Genomic DNA, 14,937 nt, shown 5'->3' with positions numbered 1-14,937 from the left:
TTTATCCTTCGCGTTCAGAAACAGTAACTTCCACATAAAGCGGAGGAATCTCATTTTTGTCTTCCCAGATTGCAACAACCACATCAAAACTTGGGAGCTCAAATATTTTATATCCAACTACGAGCCCCATTGATTCAAGTTCTTCCTTCATTCTGATAAATCCATGTTCATCAACAGAATTTGTAGTTAATTCGTTTTCTTTGATATGTTTATCTCCAGATTTTAGGATTTCCCCTACCTTTTCTGAAGTTGCTTCCAGTTCGGTTCCTCCGAGAATTTCTCCAACTTCACTAAGTTTGGATTCAAACTCATCAAGTGGAATTACCTTTCGTGATCTTCCTCTAACAATTAGAATTTTATCATTGTTGATTGCAGGTCTGGATCCTTTGAATGAATCAAAAAATCCCATTACTTTTCCTGCGATTTCATATGTTTTTTTCATTAAATCAAGTCCTATTCAATGCCCAATTCTTCTTTTAATTCACCTAAAGTAGTTACCTTTTCGGCAAATGCATTGTGCCTGTGAATACTTTCTTGATTTTCTTGACGTGAAGTTATTAGAACATCATCAGGCAAATCAGAATATTTGGTGGCAATTTTTTCCATCATGTTTCTGACACAGTCTTCAACAAAAACAGGTTTTCTGTGAGCGTTCATTACAGTTGCATTCTCATCAGGTCTTTTGAGTAACTCGCATACAGGTGAGCTCATTGAACTTTCGATGATTTCAATTAAATCTTCAGCTTTGATAGTGTAGTGTTCAGGAACTTCAATTAATAATGTTCCAATTCCTCTTTGGTTGTGTGAAGCGAAGGTAACTGTATCTAATACTTTTTGGGTAGTTTCTTCATCTAAGAATTCTAATAATTTAGTTTTATCGGATTCTCTTACGGATTCTTGTGCACAAGGGCAAACAGTCATACCGATAAGTTCAGCACCAATGCTTTTTCTGATGTCAATATTACCGTCATCATCTCTTTTTCCAACGGCTTTAGCTATTAACTTAGCCATTTCCTGAGTTTTATTTTTAGTTACCGGGGACTCTTTCATGAACATGAAGTCAGTAGTCATGGATATCTCAACACGTTTTGCATATTCGTGTTTAATCATCATTTTCTCAACAATCTTTGCACATAATGATTCAATGTCTACTGTAGAGTCTTTAGCAACAGTTTCAAGAACTTCACTAATTGCTTCCGGGTTCCTAGACATATGAACACCTTTTTGATCATTTGGTAAATCTACAAATGCATCAAATGTAGGTAACAATATTATAGGTCGTTTATTTGTTCTTTCTAGTTGTAATAATTTCTTAACTCCGGTCACACCCACTCTAGTTAATTTTATAGGTATGCTTGGAGCGTCGTCTTGAGTATCGGGTAAGCAAACTGCCAATTTCATAACCTCTATTTAATTTAAATATTAATATTTATTGTTTCTTTTTATTTATATACTAAATGTAATTTTATTAATTTTGTAAAAAAATTATTCCTATATAATTATTCATTAATACTATGAAAAAATAAATTGATGTAATTTAAAAATAATAAAAAAAATAGTTTTAAAAACTATTTGAAAATAAAATTATAAGATGTTTGAAGATCCCATATCTTCTTTAATGACATCTAAAACGGTTTGTGTATATGTTCTTTCTATAATTGGGTCTTTCAATAATTCTTTGATGAAAGCGTTTAATTCATTTGTGTTTCTAAATTTAGCAATTAAAAATGCATCGTATTCTCCGGTAACGTCGTAGATTCCAACTACATTTTTATTGAAAAATGTTTTTTCTTCCCAGTTTTTAAGCTTTCCACCTTTTACTCTTACTCCAATAATAGTGGTTAATACAAAACCTAGTTTTTCATGGTCTATAACTGGTGAAAATTTCTTGATGACTCCAGTTTTCACCATTTTGTCAATACGGTTATGGACGGTTCCTACTGAAACATCTAAACTGCGTGATATTTGTCTGTAGGATGTTCTGACATCTTCATTTATTATTTTAAGTATGTTAATATCAGTGTTGTCTAATTTTACAATATCATCTTTTGTTTTTACCATCATATCTCCCTTTTAAATTAATTTATTTATTCGATTGTTATAAAATTAACATTTGTATAATATAATTAACTCAGTCATAATATTTAAACTTTATAATTTTACAAGATTTTTTTATCTTTTTAGTGTATTTTCTAATAGACTTTGTTTTTTCTTAAATTTTTTTTAGAATTCTTTTATTTTATTTTTTTTACAAGTTAATAGGATAAATTTTCAAATAATTTTTTTAATATGTTAGTAAATTTTTAAGTTACTTACTTGTCTTGTGTTAATTTTATTAGAATTTCTTCAATATTTTTTATTTTTGCATCAGTTTTAATCCCTAATGGAGTGTAATGTGTTTTTGACGCTTCAAATCCTTCTTTTTTCAATTCACTAAAAACCAAATCCAATTTTGGTGCACTAATTTTCAGAGATTTGCATATGCTGTGAATATCATAAAATGTCACAGGCGCTTCAGATTCTATAAGGCAACTGTTCAATAATTTCAGAGCTTGCTTTTCACTGTTGATCTTCTTGTTTTCTGATTCAAAAATCATTTTTTCGATAAATTCCCTGTTTTGAATAGGACCTAACCATAAAGGTCCCGCATGGATGAGCTTCTCACCACATAGTGGACAGATATTTTCGATAGGGCTAGCCAATCCATGGCTTAATTGCCTGTTAAGGCAATGTGGGCAGTGACTGATGTATCCGATGTTTTTTAGGGATTCATCGGTTTTCAGTGAACCTTTTTTAACTTCAATGTATAGTCTCATGTAATGTTCAGTGCTGTGGGACATTTTGATTTCAATGTATTTCTGATATTTGGCAAGTGTAAGTGCTACAAATCCTGCCAGGATTCTGATTCCTGTTTCATGGCAGTATTCGCTTTTGTATGGTTTGGAGTTATATTTGCGAATGCAGGGTTCCTTATAGGTTCCGCATAATGCAGAAGTGTCAGTTGCAGTAACGCATAAGAGGGAATTTCTGCGCGCGCAGTATCCTGCAGAGTCCAGGAATGGTGAGGGGGTTCCGAAAGGATCAATATCTATAACGTCAAATTCGCCACGTTTCAACCTTAAGAACATGCTTGCATCATGTTGATAAACATGAACATCGTTGAGGTTATTCAGTTCAATGTTGTGCTTTTCATAATGATTCGCCACTTCGCTTATGTCGTTAATGCTGACTTCTCCAACGCCGTCAATTTCATTTTTATAGCGTATTCCACGGATGCCGCTTCCTCCGAACAAATCGCATATGTCGATTTCTCTGTCTTGTTCCTTTTGGAATACCTGGATTGCCAATATGGATAAATCTCTGTTAAGTTCCATATGGGGATTATAAAAAACAGGTGCGTCTGATGAAATCTTATCAAATTCGGGGAATTCTATTTTTGTCAATCCTTCTTCAATACATTTAATCTTATATTCATCCACAGTTCTCACTCTTTTGTTTTTTGTAATAAGTAATGTTTTAAATATTATTAGATTTAAATATTATTAAATTTCTCAAAAAACCAGTGTTTTTTGTTTAAAATAAAATTATGAACCTATTCACAGCATTAGTTCTAACCATTTATGGAAATTGATTGAAAATGCATCTTGAAGATTTGAATTTTGTTTAATGCCACTGTTTAAATACAAAAATTAATAAAGATTATATCATGAATAAAGATATGAGTGAAACCAAAAAGGGAACCTATTTCGTTTCTTCACTGGCAATGACCTCTTCCCTTACTGGATATGGGATTTCATCAATCTTTACATTGTTTCTAATGCATGTACTTCATTTTTCAATTTCATTGTCCTAGAAAACAATGAAGGAATTTTAAGAAGAATTGCTTCAGGAGTCAAAAGAATACTTCATGGAATTTTACATATTAAATCAGTAATATCAAATTTCATCAGTTCCCTGTCCCAAAAGGATAAGGACCGCTTGATACTGTTTTTTGTAATCCTGATATTCATCATTGTCTATAGAATCGGATACAACCAATCAAGTGCATCCATGGTCATATTTGAGGAAAGCTATGTTGTAAGAGATTATGGATTTTTGGTATTGCCCGTTCAGCTTTTCAGCATATTCAACCCTCTTTTCATCATATTGTTGTCTCCGCTGTATTCCAAATTCAATAAAAAAGCGGCAGAAAAAAACTGGAATTTGGGGCTTGTCACAAGAATTGGAATAGGATTGCTGCTATTGTCAATTTGCTTTATTGTTTTGGCTAATATAAGCTATCTGATTGATGTGGGTGTAACAAATAAAATCAATATCCTCTGGATTATAATCTACGAGCTGATTTTGGCATTATCTGAGCTATTTTTATCAGTAACCGGTTATGCTATGGTTGCGGAACTGGCTCCGGCCAACTACTTTGCGCTGTTCTTCGGTATATTCCAATCAACACATGCAATTGCAAGATATTTGACAGGATTGATAATCAACATTTTCCCTGCATCAGAAGCCACAAGATTATTCATTGGATCTTTTCCTATAAATGTATTGACTAATTTTTTCCTATTGTTTGCAGTTCCAGCATTAGTTTGCGGTATCATTCTGATTTATAAACGAAAATCCTTGGAAAGAAGAGTCCATTACGGAGAATAATTGGGAATAAGAAACTGGAAATGTCCATATTGTGGAAAAATTATGATGTGGACTCGAATGCTGGCATTAATGCTCTTAACAAAGGGATAAGAACTCGTCGGATGATGGTCCAGTAAACATTCCTAAAAAACACTAAACTCTTTTTTTAGGTCCGCGAATCTCCATTTTCTCTAAGGTTGGGAAGTTCAAATGATTAGATTAATATATCATAACACAATATATATCTAAATAGAAAGAGCATTTGATGAGTAATAAACTTTTATTACTTAAATGTGTTAGTGATATTTTAAATTATTTTTAAATATTAGTATAGAAAGTTTATTTTAATTTTTAATCGGTGATTAATGTGTCAGATATTAAAGTTCCTATTGCAAAACCAATAATCGGAGAAGAAGAAATTGAAAATGTAGTTGAAGTTTTAAAATCAGGTATGATTGCTCAAGGACCTAAAGTTGAAGAATTTGAGAAAAAATTTGCTGAATGGGTCGGGGCGAAATATGGTATTGCTGTAAATTCAGGAACTGCTGCATTACATGTTGCATTGCTTTCTTGCGGTATTGGTGAAGGCGATGAGGTAATTACAACTCCGTTCACTTTCATTGCAAGTGGAAATTCAATTCTCTACACCGGCGCTAAACCGGTATTTGCAGACATTGATTTGAAAACTTATACAATAAATCCTGATTCAATTGAACCATTAATCAATGAGAATACTAAAGCTATTTTGCCTGTCCAGTTATATGGTCAATCTGCCAATATGGATAGGATTAATGAAATAGCTGAAAAATATAGTTTAATAGTGATTGAAGATGCGGCACAAGCTCATGGTGCTACTTGCAATGGGGAAAAAGTTGGCAGTTTAGGAGATATGGCCTGTTTTAGTTTTTACCCTACTAAAAATATGACTACCTCTGAAGGAGGAATTATAACAACCGATGATGAAGATTTAGCAGAAATGGCTAAAATATATAGGGCACATGGGGCAAGCATTAGATATTATCACGATGAAATAGGTTATAATTTTAGAATGACTGATATTTCAGCTGCTATTGGACTTGCACAATTAAATAAAATTGATGAATTCAACGATAAAAGAATTGAAAATGCAAAATACTTGAATGAAGGTTTAAAGGATGTTGACGGAGTAATCACTCCATATTGTGCATATGACTCTAAACATGTATATCATCAATACACCATTCGTGTTGAAAAAGGTGATAGGGATGATTGGGTCAGCATAATTAATGATTGTGGTGTTGGAACAGGTATCCATTATCCAGTTCCGTTATATAATCAGCCTATCTACAAAGTATTAGACATTGAAGGTAATTGTCCAAATGCTGAAATTGCTGCAGAAAACGTTATTTCCCTGCCGGTTCATCCGTCATTATCAAAAGAAGATTTGGATTTAGTAATTGAAGCTGTTAAAACAGCTTCTGATAAAATATGTTAGTTTCATTCAACTAACTTCTCTTTTTTTTATTTCAACATTTCATTTACAGTGTCGACTTTTGCATCTAAGGTTCTGTTTTCAAGATCTCTTCTGTCATCAACTTTTATCACTGTATAGACTCTTCCAATTCCAAGTTCAAAAATAGCTTCCTGTGCTGTGGCAATCGCTGCGTAAAGTTCTTCAAGAGTTTCTGCTTCGATTTGTGTTCCCATTCCGGTTAGCTGGTAATTAAGTCCGGAATCCTTAATTGATTGAACCGCTGCGGTTACATAATCTTTACATTCTGTAGTTTCGGTTCCTACAGGTAAAATTGCAAAATCACATGTTATCATAATTTTCACCTAGTAAAATTATTTATTTATCATTCTATAAACTTATCTATTGATGGCTAAGTTAAACAAGGAAGACTTCAATGAAAAGATTTTTTCAAGAATATATAATTTAATTCGTGATTATGAACTGATTAAGGAAGATGAACTGATAGCTGTTGCTTTATCCGGTGGTAAAGACAGTATTTTAACGCTTCATGCATTAAAAAATTATCAGGATTTCTTAAATTTCGAGTTAGTTGCAATTAGCGTTGATGAGGGTATTGAAGGATATAGGCAACATGGAATCGATTCGGCTGTTGCCAATGCTGAGGAGTTAGATGTAAAATTGGTTCAAAAATCATTCAAGGATGAAGAAGGATTTGCTTTGGATGACATCTATCAGGATTTTAAAAGTGCTTGTATTCCATGCGGAGTTTTTAGAAGAAATATCTTAAATAAAACAGCTTATGAGTTGGGAGCAAACAAAATTGCAACAGGACATAATTTGGATGATGAAATCCAATCTTTTTTAATGAGTTTTGCTCGTGGAGATACAATAAAATTTTCAAAATTCGGCCCGGAACTTGATGTTATTCATCCAAAACTGGTTCCAAGAATCAAGCCATTATGGAATACTCCGGAAAAAGAGGTAGGAATGTGGGCAGTATTGAACAATATCAACATCCATTTGGATGAATGTCCTTACTCCCATTTATCTTTAAGGGCAAAAATTAAAGAATTCTTAAATGTCAGTGAAGATCACTATCCTGGTGTAAAAAATAATGTGATGGAATCATTTCAAAAGATTTTAACATTTGAAAATGATATATCCACAAGCCTGAACGAATGTGAAGTGTGTGGTGAACCTACTTCATCGGATATCTGCAAGGCTTGCGAATTAAAAAATTTAATTTCTCAAAATTGCGAAGGCCATATATACAACGAATAATGTAACTAAAATAATTCCTTCTTTTTTATCATATTTTTCTTGTGTTTTACCGAATATGAAACATAATACTGTAACTGCCAGCATGAACAGGACATCTGTAAGCAAACTTGAGTCAAGTGGAATTGCACTTATTGCACTACTTGCACCCAATACGAATAAGATGTTAAAGATATTTGATCCAATAACGTTACCTATAACCAACTGATTTTCTCCTTTTCTTAAAGCGGTGATTGAGGTCACAAGTTCAGGTAAAGATGTACCGATTGCAACAATAGTCAAACCTACTAATGTTTCACTCATTCCAAGGGCTAATGCTATATTGGAAGCACTATCCACAACCAAATCTCCTCCGATAATGATACCTGCAAGCCCGACAAGAATGAATATTATGCTTTTCGGAAGTGAAAATTTAGGTTTTTCAACCTCATTTGCATTGCTGGATTTTCTGGTGTTGTAAATTAAGTATCCAATATATAAGATTAAGATTATAAGCAATATGATTCCTTCAATATTTGTAATGTCCCATCCTACTATGATGAATATTGCCCATAATACTGTAATTCCTACAAGGAATGGCAAATCTTTATTTAAAACATCTTTTTCCATTAATAAGTCACCAAGCAATGCAGAAATTCCAATAACCATTAGCATGTTGAATAAGTTACTTCCGATAATGTTACTTACAGCCAGAGCATTACTTCCAGTCAGTGATGAAGTAATGGAAACAGCCGCTTCAGGAGCACTTGTTCCAAAGGCAACAATTGTTAAACCGACAATTATTGTAGGTATCTTTAAAATGGAAGCAATACTGCTTGCACCATCAACAAAAAAATCAGATCCTTTAATTAAAAATACAAATCCAATAAGCAATAATACTACTTGAATAATTATTCCCGCATCCATTCTATTCCTCTTTAATCTCTTCTTGAGGTCCTAAATCAGTTACAAGGACCTTGTCAATTTGATGACCGTCAATATCTATGATTTCAAAGGTAAATCTTTCACATTCATATTTGTCTTCTTCATCAGGTATTGTTCCGCTGATACTAAGGATGAATCCAGCTAAAGTGGTGTAATTGTCTTCCTCTTCATCAGGAAGAGGGTCTTTAAAGTCAAACAATTTTTTAAATTTGTCAATTGGATATCTTCCGTCAATCAACCAGGTTCCGTCTTCTCTTTGGATAGCTTCAGGTTCGTCTTCTTCATCAATTCCGGGAATATCTCCCACAATACCTTCAAGCAAGTCGTTTAAAGTAATTAATCCTTCAACGCTTCCAAATTCATCAACGACAAGGCACATATGAACATATCCTTGATTTTCCTTAAACTCTTTAAGCAATTCTAATGTCTCCAAATGTTCTGACACTACCAGAGGCTCTTTTACAATTTTATATACATCAAATTCCTCTTCGGAAAACATTACAGAAAGAATGTCTTTAGCCTGAACAACGCCGATGAAATCATCCAATTCTCCTTTAGCTATTGGGAAAATTGACCTTTTACTTTCAATGATTTTAACTTTATTGACATCCCTGTCGTCTTCAAGGTCAATCCAAATGATTTCATTACGTGGGGTCATGATACTTTCAACTTTTTGATCATCAAGTTTGAAAACTCTTTTGATGATGTCTTCTTCTTCTTTTTCAATAGTTCCGTCTTCTCTTCCTTCTTTAATCATCAATTCGATTTCTTCTTCAGTAACTATGTCTTCCTCTTTATTTTCTATTCTCATCAACCATAAAAGGAAGCTGCTTGATTTTGCAAGAACGAAACTGACAGGTTTTGAAATCTTTGAAAGAATCACCATACTTTTGGCAACTTTGAGAGAAATCCTTTCAGGGTCATTTAAGGCGATAACCTTAGGTACGATTTCACCGATTACCAATGTTAAGTAAGTTGTCACGACAACGACTATTGCCACGCTTATCGGTTCGTTATAAGGTACAAAAGAAATTAATTTAGCAAGGGGTTCTGCAAGGGTTATTCCACCAAAAGCCCCACTCAAAACACCAATTAAGGATATTCCAATTTGAACTGTAGATAAAAATTCGTTCGGATCTTCTAATAAGTCAAAAACAATTTGAGCATTTTTATTTCCGTCTTCCAAGTATTTTTGCATTTTCGCTTTTCTTATGGATACCACAGCAAGTTCTGCCATGGACAGGTATCCAGTAAATATTATTAGAATTAATATTATAATTATCTTAAGTGTCGTTCCAATCATTTTTAACAAACCATTTTAAAATATTATAATTCACTGGCCCTCTTGAAGTCAGTGTTATGATATATCTTATTTTGCATTTCTTGAACTGCTAGCGATGCTTCTTCCCTGGTGGCAACCTTTTGGAATATTCTCCTTGATTTGACTTTTAAGGTTTTACCGCAAATGCATTTACGGGTAGCCACACCTTCTTTTGCGTATAATGCCCGACCGCAGTCACAACGAAATATAAGATACATGATATTTAATCCATTTAAAATTAATAGTAATAATAATATTAATATTAAATATATTATTTAAAATTAATTATTATCCGCCGAATATTTTCATGAATAATGGTATGAAAACTTTAGACGGCAAAATAATAAGAGTAGCTATACTCACACCAAGATTTGTTCCTATAACAACCAGTAATATTCTGAAGATGTTGTTGTCCCACAAATCCCTTAATTTTTCAACATGTGCGAGATTTTTAATATCGCTTTGGCGAACTTTTCTGTATTTTGCTTCAGTAAGTCCTGAAAACCATCCTGCCGCAAGCAAAGGATGTATAATTGTCAATGGAGCCAGCACTCCTCCAACAATTGCGGACTGGATTTTTGAACCTGAAAGAATAGATCCCAAAAATCCCATAACAACACTGATGATGATAAATTCATATATGTTCCATGTTATGTTTATCCCATTAAGAAATGCCAGAAAAAATATCACCACAAATAATATAGGAATCAATGCTAAGAATATTTTAAGCCATGGAATGCCTTTTTTTTCAGAAATCTTTTCCAAATCTTCTAATTTAGGCAATGTTTCAGGATTGTCCAAATATCTTTCAATTCCAGGTTTGTGTCCCGCCCCTACAACTGCAATCACATGGTCCTGTGGGATTTGCATAATTTTTCCAGCAAGATAAGCATCTCTTTCATGCACTAAAACTTCATATATACTTGGGGTTTCATCTTTAAACATTTCCATCAAATCATCAAGGTTTTCCGGATTTTTCAGCTCTTCAATATCGATTTCATCAGTGTCATCATCGAATCCGAAAACTGAAGAGACAAGTCCAAACATAAATTTGGCTTTTTCCATAAAGCCCATTTTATTTAAAGCCCTTTGAAGTGTTGTTGAGATGTCTCTGTCAATCAATGCTATAGGGATTTGCAAATCTTCACTTGCTTCAATAGCTCCAATCATTTCTGAACCTGGTGCAACATCTACGTCATCCCCAATTTTTGACTGGAAATATCCTAATAGAGTGGTTGTAAGGAACAGTCCAACTTTATTTTCTTTAATTATATTGGATACTGAAATTGTTTCGTCTTCCTCAATGCCCAACATTTGTTTTCTTATTTTTGTGTATCTCCCTCTGTCTAGTTCAATAGCTACTACGTCAGGGTGTTGTTGGTAAATTGCATCTTTGACTTCATTTACACTTTCTTCAGATACATGGGCAGTACCGATTATAGTTAAACATTCTCTTTTCATTAAAACACTCTTGTAAATTATTCCTATTCTAATTATATTATGAAATTTAAATATATAAAGTTAATTCATTATTCTTGTATAAAGCGGTATTTTTTGAAATATTTTTCAAGCAGCATAATTCGATATCTTCTTTATAACCCAGTTCAATTAATCTTTTGGCGGTTCTTGAGTTTAGAATTGTTTCTTTCATTAAATCATAGTCTCTGCTTGCCAGAACTGCGGTTTGAGCATATTCGCTTATTTCATATTCATCTGAATGCTCGGTTATCCAGTATAGGATTTCTCCAGATGCAAGGAAATCTTCAATTGCAAATTCTCCTTTCACACCAGCCATTACAACGTCAATGTGTCCGTTGCTTAGTTCAATACTTTTTTTAGCAACTGCTTCAGCATTTATCAGTGATCCCACAAGTACTGTGGAGGACATGTTTTCAAGAATTCTTGTACCGTTGCTTGTAGTCAATATTAAAATCTTTTCATCGCTTTTGAAGTTTTCAATTGCAGTGGGTGAATTTCCAAGGTCAAATCCTTCGATTTGAGCACCTCCTCTTTCACCGGCAATAACTCCTCCATTTTTTTCCTTTAACTTCAAAGCCTCTTCAGGGCTGGAGCATGGGATGACCTTTCTGAATTTATCTAATGCGACGGTTATTGTAGTGCTTGCCCTTAGCATATCAACCATTATTGAAACGTCTGAACATTCACTTTTTTCAAAACTTAATGTCACTTTCATGAATTAATTTATATCATATATTACTATATAATTATATTATGAAAATTATCACAACACCCATGTGTGAAGAAATTGTAAGATTGGCAGGCATCTCAGATTATATTGTAAATAAGAATCCTGATGAAGAAAAGGGGGATTTGGCAATTTTATTGTCTGAAAGCAAAGTAAAAATGGATTCTGTCCCTATCAAACTCAATACTCCTTCACAAATTTTCGACAGCATCAAAAAGGTTTCCTGTTTTGCTTCTAAACCCCTGGCCGATGATGAGATTACTGAATTTTTCAATGATTATCCATATTGTAAAAAGTATCTTCATTCCAATTTTAAAAGAGACGTTAATGTTAAGGTCTATTCTGAATTTCTCAAGGATATTGCTCTTGATTTTGGATTTGATATCGCGGATGAAGATTTTGATTATGTAATCTTCCCGGATTATTTAAAGGATAAGGTTGTTGAAAGCGAAGGTTTGGTGGAAATTCCTTCACATACAAATATTTCTAAAAATCCATTTGAAAGAATTGAAGTCAGGTATGCCATTTTAGAAAATTTAATATAATATTGAAATTATACTTAACTAATATATAATTGCATTTTTTGAGAGTTGTTAATATGTATGAAACATTAACATTTACTGGTGGAGTTCACAAAAGTGAAGAAATTAAAGAATTGATTGAGGATTTGGGAGGATTCATTCTTCAGGAAAGCATTCAGCAGATGGAATTGGTCTTGAATATGGCTGTTCCTATGGGGGATGTCGATAAAGTTGAAGCCAAATCCAAAGAACTTTTAGGAAAAATATCAGTTGCGCCTATGGCAGGTTCCGAGATAGCTATTGTTTCACCAACTCTTGCAAGACACCATTTGCCTCATGCGGCATGTGACATTTCTGAATATTTAAGGGAATTCGGTGCTAAGGATAATATGATTGGTCTTGCCCGTGGTGATGGTAAAGGAACTTCAGGAATCACTGAAGAGGAAAAAAGTTTAATTGAAGAACATGATGTTGCCATTTTTGCTTTAGGCAGTTTTGAAAATTGTATTAAAGAAAAGGCTTTTTTATATGATAGTATTGATATTCCTGTCATTGTGACCGGATCTCCTGAAATCCCTATTGAGGAGCTTCCTGGTGCAGATGCATATGTGAGTGATCTCGGCAGAATTCCAAGAAGACTGAGGAGAGGTCCTGAAGTGCGTGCACTTGACAGATTAGTTGAAACCACCGAGAAAATCTTAAATGACAAGAAAAAAGAATTGGCTCTAGACCCACCGTTAGTGCCATCTATTGTTGTTAAAAATGCAATTGAAAATCAAGTAAGGGAAATTAAAGATGTAATTTCTCCGGCACCTGTAACCTCTCAGTTGGATGGCGTACGTGTAAAATTAGATTATGATAGGTATCATGATGTGATAGAAAATGTAATTGTCGATGGCAAAAAATTATCTGAATTTGCAGAGATTAAAAAATCATTCATGTATGATTACATTTTAGTAAAAATTAATAGTGAGAGTTCTCTTGTTGAGGATTCAAACTAATCTTCTTTTTTTTTTAAAGCAATCTCATTCCAAAGAAATTGATTGCATCAACTAAATCATTGAAATCTTCCAGCTCTCTTTCTATAACATTTTCATCGGTCATATCAATGCTTAATTCTCCATCAACGCTTAAAGTGTCCGGGCCACGACCAACAACTCGCTCAATGCCGTCTGCACTTAAAATTCTTTCCGCATCAAGTTGATGGACAAATGATCTTCCAGGTATGATTACGGCATCTTTTATTTCGCTTAAATCCAGTTTTTCCAAATCTTCCTTTGTTATTAGGCAAGCGATTTCTTTTTCAACCGCAACGACATTAACGCTATCCACTTCCAGCTTATTAAATATTTTAGAAATGAATGGTTCAGCTATTTTTGAAGTAATTATTGTCGCTTCACCGGTCACAGGTTTGATGAATTGTAGAAATATTTCGTTTTCGTCCTTTGCAATTGCAAACGGACCGCCGGTTTCAGGGTCACATAATGGAGTTCCGCTTACTCTGAACTTATATTCGGAATTGATTTGTTTTACAAGTTCTGCAAATTCTTCAACAGGTTGTGATTCGATTCCTTTAAGGATTGGTTCATTTCCTAAAATCAGTCCTTCGTTGAATGTATTTGCAAATCTCATTAAAAGCATTCCTTTTGCACCCCATTCCTCTAATGAGTTGCATGTTTCTCTCAATACGTCCCCATCGTTTACTCCGGGGATGATTACTGCAGCACCTGTCAAGTCAATGTTTTCACAAAATATTTGGCATGCTTTCAGGGCTTCCTGAGGATTCGGATCTTTGACCCATTCTTTTCTAAGTTTCGGGTCTGATGAAAAAATAGTAAATGAAACCTCTTTAACTCCATTGTTTATCAATCTTGCAGCGACTTCACTATCGTTTATTCCCTTTCCACAGGTGTATCCTAAAACTGAAGAAATTGAAAATTGATTTAAGTGTTGAGTTAGGCTTTCGAGGTAAGGATAACAGCTTATATCTCCTCCTCCACTGATATAGGCACTTACTTCACCAGGAGACATATTCATCATTAAAGCGGTCTGCACTTCATTCATGACTTGGAATGGTGGCTTAAATTCGCTTTGAGTTTCACTTATCCCTTTACTGCATCTTTCACAACCTATTTTATTGGGTAAACAATGAGCACAGCCAAAACTTTTTACTTCTTTTACCTTTCTGAAGTAACAGTATTTACAAAAACCGTTACAATCTTTGCCAGGTATTCCTCCAACATCCGCTACAAGTTGCATAATTTATTATTTTTTATTTCATTTTATTTATAAATTAAGTGTATTTTTTTGAATTAGTTTTTGTATTACTTTTAGTAATATTTATTACTTCTAGTCTTTGAAGTAATACTTTTTTATTTTGCTTTAAAACTAATATGACTCTTAAAATATTATTGATTTAACTGTAAAGTTAATTTATTTTTGAATTTTTATTTTTTATTGGTTTTATATGCTGTAAATTAAAAAAAAGAACTTTTAAAAGATAATAAAAAGTAATACTTTTCACCCGCTTTTTCTTAAATAAAAAATGTTTTATTATACTTTATAAACTTTTCTAAAATATCTCATAGGTAATCTTTATATTATA

Annotated in this window: 17 protein-coding genes; 6 read left to right on the top strand and 11 right to left on the bottom strand. The window is 33.3% G+C overall.

Annotated features, from left to right (window positions below):
• Nucleotide 1 precedes the first annotated feature (1 nt).
• From E7Z77_RS07840 to E7Z77_RS07825, 4 genes are all read right to left on the bottom strand, one after another.
• Nucleotides 2-442, bottom strand: coding sequence for a DUF2120 family protein (locus E7Z77_RS07840; RefSeq protein WP_292752452.1), 441 nt, complete (start codon nucleotides 440-442; stop codon nucleotides 2-4).
• A gap of 11 nt (nucleotides 443-453) precedes the next feature.
• Nucleotides 454-1,395, bottom strand: coding sequence for a GTP cyclohydrolase MptA (gene mptA, locus E7Z77_RS07835; RefSeq protein WP_292752449.1), 942 nt, complete (start codon nucleotides 1,393-1,395; stop codon nucleotides 454-456).
• A 189-nt stretch (nucleotides 1,396-1,584) separates the two neighbouring features.
• Complete coding sequence (locus E7Z77_RS07830) at nucleotides 1,585-2,061, bottom strand: Lrp/AsnC family transcriptional regulator (protein ID WP_292752446.1); 477 nt, start codon at nucleotides 2,059-2,061, stop codon at nucleotides 1,585-1,587.
• A 251-nt stretch (nucleotides 2,062-2,312) separates the two neighbouring features.
• Entirely contained in the window at nucleotides 2,313-3,479 is a 1,167-nt protein-coding gene (locus E7Z77_RS07825; protein WP_292752443.1) for a tRNA (guanine(10)-N(2))-dimethyltransferase, read from the bottom strand.
• Nucleotides 3,480-3,706: 227 nt separating this feature from the next.
• On the opposite strand from E7Z77_RS07825, the gene E7Z77_RS07820 reads away from it, so the two are divergent.
• From E7Z77_RS07820 to E7Z77_RS07810, 3 genes are all read left to right on the top strand, one after another.
• Nucleotides 3,707-3,853, top strand: a complete 147-nt coding sequence (locus E7Z77_RS07820) for a hypothetical protein (RefSeq protein ID WP_292752440.1) — start codon at nucleotides 3,707-3,709, stop codon at nucleotides 3,851-3,853.
• A 143-nt stretch (nucleotides 3,854-3,996) separates the two neighbouring features.
• Nucleotides 3,997-4,650: a hypothetical protein gene (locus E7Z77_RS07815; protein ID WP_292752515.1), complete on the top strand. Its 654-nt coding sequence runs from the start codon at nucleotides 3,997-3,999 to the stop codon at nucleotides 4,648-4,650.
• 346 nt (nucleotides 4,651-4,996) lie between these two features.
• Nucleotides 4,997-6,103 (top strand): DegT/DnrJ/EryC1/StrS family aminotransferase, encoded by a 1,107-nt coding sequence (locus E7Z77_RS07810; RefSeq protein ID WP_292752438.1) that lies wholly within the window; start codon nucleotides 4,997-4,999, stop codon nucleotides 6,101-6,103.
• A gap of 26 nt (nucleotides 6,104-6,129) precedes the next feature.
• On the opposite strand, the gene E7Z77_RS07805 is transcribed toward E7Z77_RS07810, so the two are convergent.
• Entirely contained in the window at nucleotides 6,130-6,435 is a 306-nt protein-coding gene (locus E7Z77_RS07805) for an MTH1187 family thiamine-binding protein (RefSeq protein WP_292752435.1), read from the bottom strand.
• 52 nt (nucleotides 6,436-6,487) lie between these two features.
• Between E7Z77_RS07805 and E7Z77_RS07800 the strand changes: the two genes are divergently transcribed.
• Entirely contained in the window at nucleotides 6,488-7,363 is an 876-nt protein-coding gene (locus tag E7Z77_RS07800; protein WP_292752513.1) for a TIGR00269 family protein, read from the top strand.
• Here the strand turns inward: E7Z77_RS07800 and E7Z77_RS07795 are convergent.
• From E7Z77_RS07795 to comB, 5 genes are all read right to left on the bottom strand, one after another.
• A complete protein-coding gene (locus E7Z77_RS07795; protein ID WP_292752432.1) occupies nucleotides 7,322-8,266 on the bottom strand; it encodes a calcium/sodium antiporter in 945 nt (314 codons plus the stop codon). The two genes, E7Z77_RS07800 and E7Z77_RS07795, sit on opposite strands and share 42 nt — an antisense overlap.
• A gap of 1 nt (nucleotide 8,267) precedes the next feature.
• The gene (locus E7Z77_RS07790; protein WP_292752428.1) at nucleotides 8,268-9,587 is read right to left on the bottom strand and encodes a hemolysin family protein; all 1,320 of its coding nucleotides are present in this window, start codon (nucleotides 9,585-9,587) and stop codon (nucleotides 8,268-8,270) included.
• A gap of 23 nt (nucleotides 9,588-9,610) precedes the next feature.
• On the bottom strand, nucleotides 9,611-9,823 hold the full coding sequence (locus E7Z77_RS07785; protein ID WP_292752426.1) for a DUF1922 domain-containing protein: 213 nt from the start codon (nucleotides 9,821-9,823) through the stop codon (nucleotides 9,611-9,613).
• Nucleotides 9,824-9,893: 70 nt separating this feature from the next.
• Nucleotides 9,894-11,066 carry a TraB/GumN family protein gene (locus E7Z77_RS07780; RefSeq protein WP_292752425.1) on the bottom strand — a complete coding sequence of 391 codons (1,173 nt, stop codon included), beginning with the start codon at nucleotides 11,064-11,066 and terminating at the stop codon, nucleotides 9,894-9,896.
• 46 nt (nucleotides 11,067-11,112) lie between these two features.
• Entirely contained in the window at nucleotides 11,113-11,799 is a 687-nt protein-coding gene (gene comB, locus E7Z77_RS07775) for a 2-phosphosulfolactate phosphatase (RefSeq protein WP_292752423.1), read from the bottom strand.
• A 38-nt stretch (nucleotides 11,800-11,837) separates the two neighbouring features.
• Between comB and E7Z77_RS07770 the strand changes: the two genes are divergently transcribed.
• The gene (locus tag E7Z77_RS07770; protein WP_292752421.1) at nucleotides 11,838-12,356 is read left to right on the top strand and encodes a hypothetical protein; all 519 of its coding nucleotides are present in this window, start codon (nucleotides 11,838-11,840) and stop codon (nucleotides 12,354-12,356) included.
• A gap of 53 nt (nucleotides 12,357-12,409) precedes the next feature.
• Entirely contained in the window at nucleotides 12,410-13,333 is a 924-nt protein-coding gene (locus E7Z77_RS07765) for a methanogenesis marker 7 protein (RefSeq protein ID WP_292752419.1), read from the top strand.
• A gap of 13 nt (nucleotides 13,334-13,346) precedes the next feature.
• Here the strand turns inward: E7Z77_RS07765 and mmp10 are convergent, their stop codons facing one another.
• The gene (gene mmp10, locus E7Z77_RS07760; protein WP_292752417.1) at nucleotides 13,347-14,591 is read right to left on the bottom strand and encodes a methyl coenzyme M reductase-arginine methyltransferase Mmp10; all 1,245 of its coding nucleotides are present in this window, start codon (nucleotides 14,589-14,591) and stop codon (nucleotides 13,347-13,349) included.
• Nucleotides 14,592-14,937 lie beyond the last annotated feature (346 nt).

Origin of the sequence: Methanobrevibacter sp. (assembly GCF_015062985.1) — an archaeon.
Classification (GTDB): domain Archaea; phylum Methanobacteriota; class Methanobacteria; order Methanobacteriales; family Methanobacteriaceae; genus Methanocatella.
This window is presented reverse-complemented; position numbering and strand designations above follow the sequence as displayed.

Bases quoted from the DNA above. Each gene is read 5' to 3' on its own strand.
- E7Z77_RS07840 (WP_292752452.1), bottom strand. From the start codon at position 442: ATGAAAAAAACATATGAAATCGCAGGAAAAGTAATGGGATTTTTTGAT.
- E7Z77_RS07830 (WP_292752446.1), bottom strand. From the start codon at position 2,061: ATGGTAAAAACAAAAGATGATATTGTAAAATTAGACAACACTGATATT.
- E7Z77_RS07820 (WP_292752440.1), top strand. From the start codon at position 3,707: ATGAATAAAGATATGAGTGAAACCAAAAAGGGAACCTATTTCGTTTCT.
- E7Z77_RS07805 (WP_292752435.1), bottom strand. From the start codon at position 6,435: ATGATAACATGTGATTTTGCAATTTTACCTGTAGGAACCGAAACTACA.
- E7Z77_RS07800 (WP_292752513.1), top strand. From the start codon at position 6,488: ATGGCTAAGTTAAACAAGGAAGACTTCAATGAAAAGATTTTTTCAAGA.
- E7Z77_RS07795 (WP_292752432.1), bottom strand. From the start codon at position 8,266: ATGGATGCGGGAATAATTATTCAAGTAGTATTATTGCTTATTGGATTT.
- E7Z77_RS07790 (WP_292752428.1), bottom strand. From the start codon at position 9,587: ATGATTGGAACGACACTTAAGATAATTATAATATTAATTCTAATAATA.
- E7Z77_RS07785 (WP_292752426.1), bottom strand. From the start codon at position 9,823: ATGTATCTTATATTTCGTTGTGACTGCGGTCGGGCATTATACGCAAAA.
- E7Z77_RS07780 (WP_292752425.1), bottom strand. From the start codon at position 11,066: ATGAAAAGAGAATGTTTAACTATAATCGGTACTGCCCATGTATCTGAA.
- comB (WP_292752423.1), bottom strand. From the start codon at position 11,799: ATGAAAGTGACATTAAGTTTTGAAAAAAGTGAATGTTCAGACGTTTCA.
- E7Z77_RS07770 (WP_292752421.1), top strand. From the start codon at position 11,838: ATGAAAATTATCACAACACCCATGTGTGAAGAAATTGTAAGATTGGCA.
- E7Z77_RS07765 (WP_292752419.1), top strand. From the start codon at position 12,410: ATGTATGAAACATTAACATTTACTGGTGGAGTTCACAAAAGTGAAGAA.
- mmp10 (WP_292752417.1), bottom strand. From the start codon at position 14,591: ATGCAACTTGTAGCGGATGTTGGAGGAATACCTGGCAAAGATTGTAAC.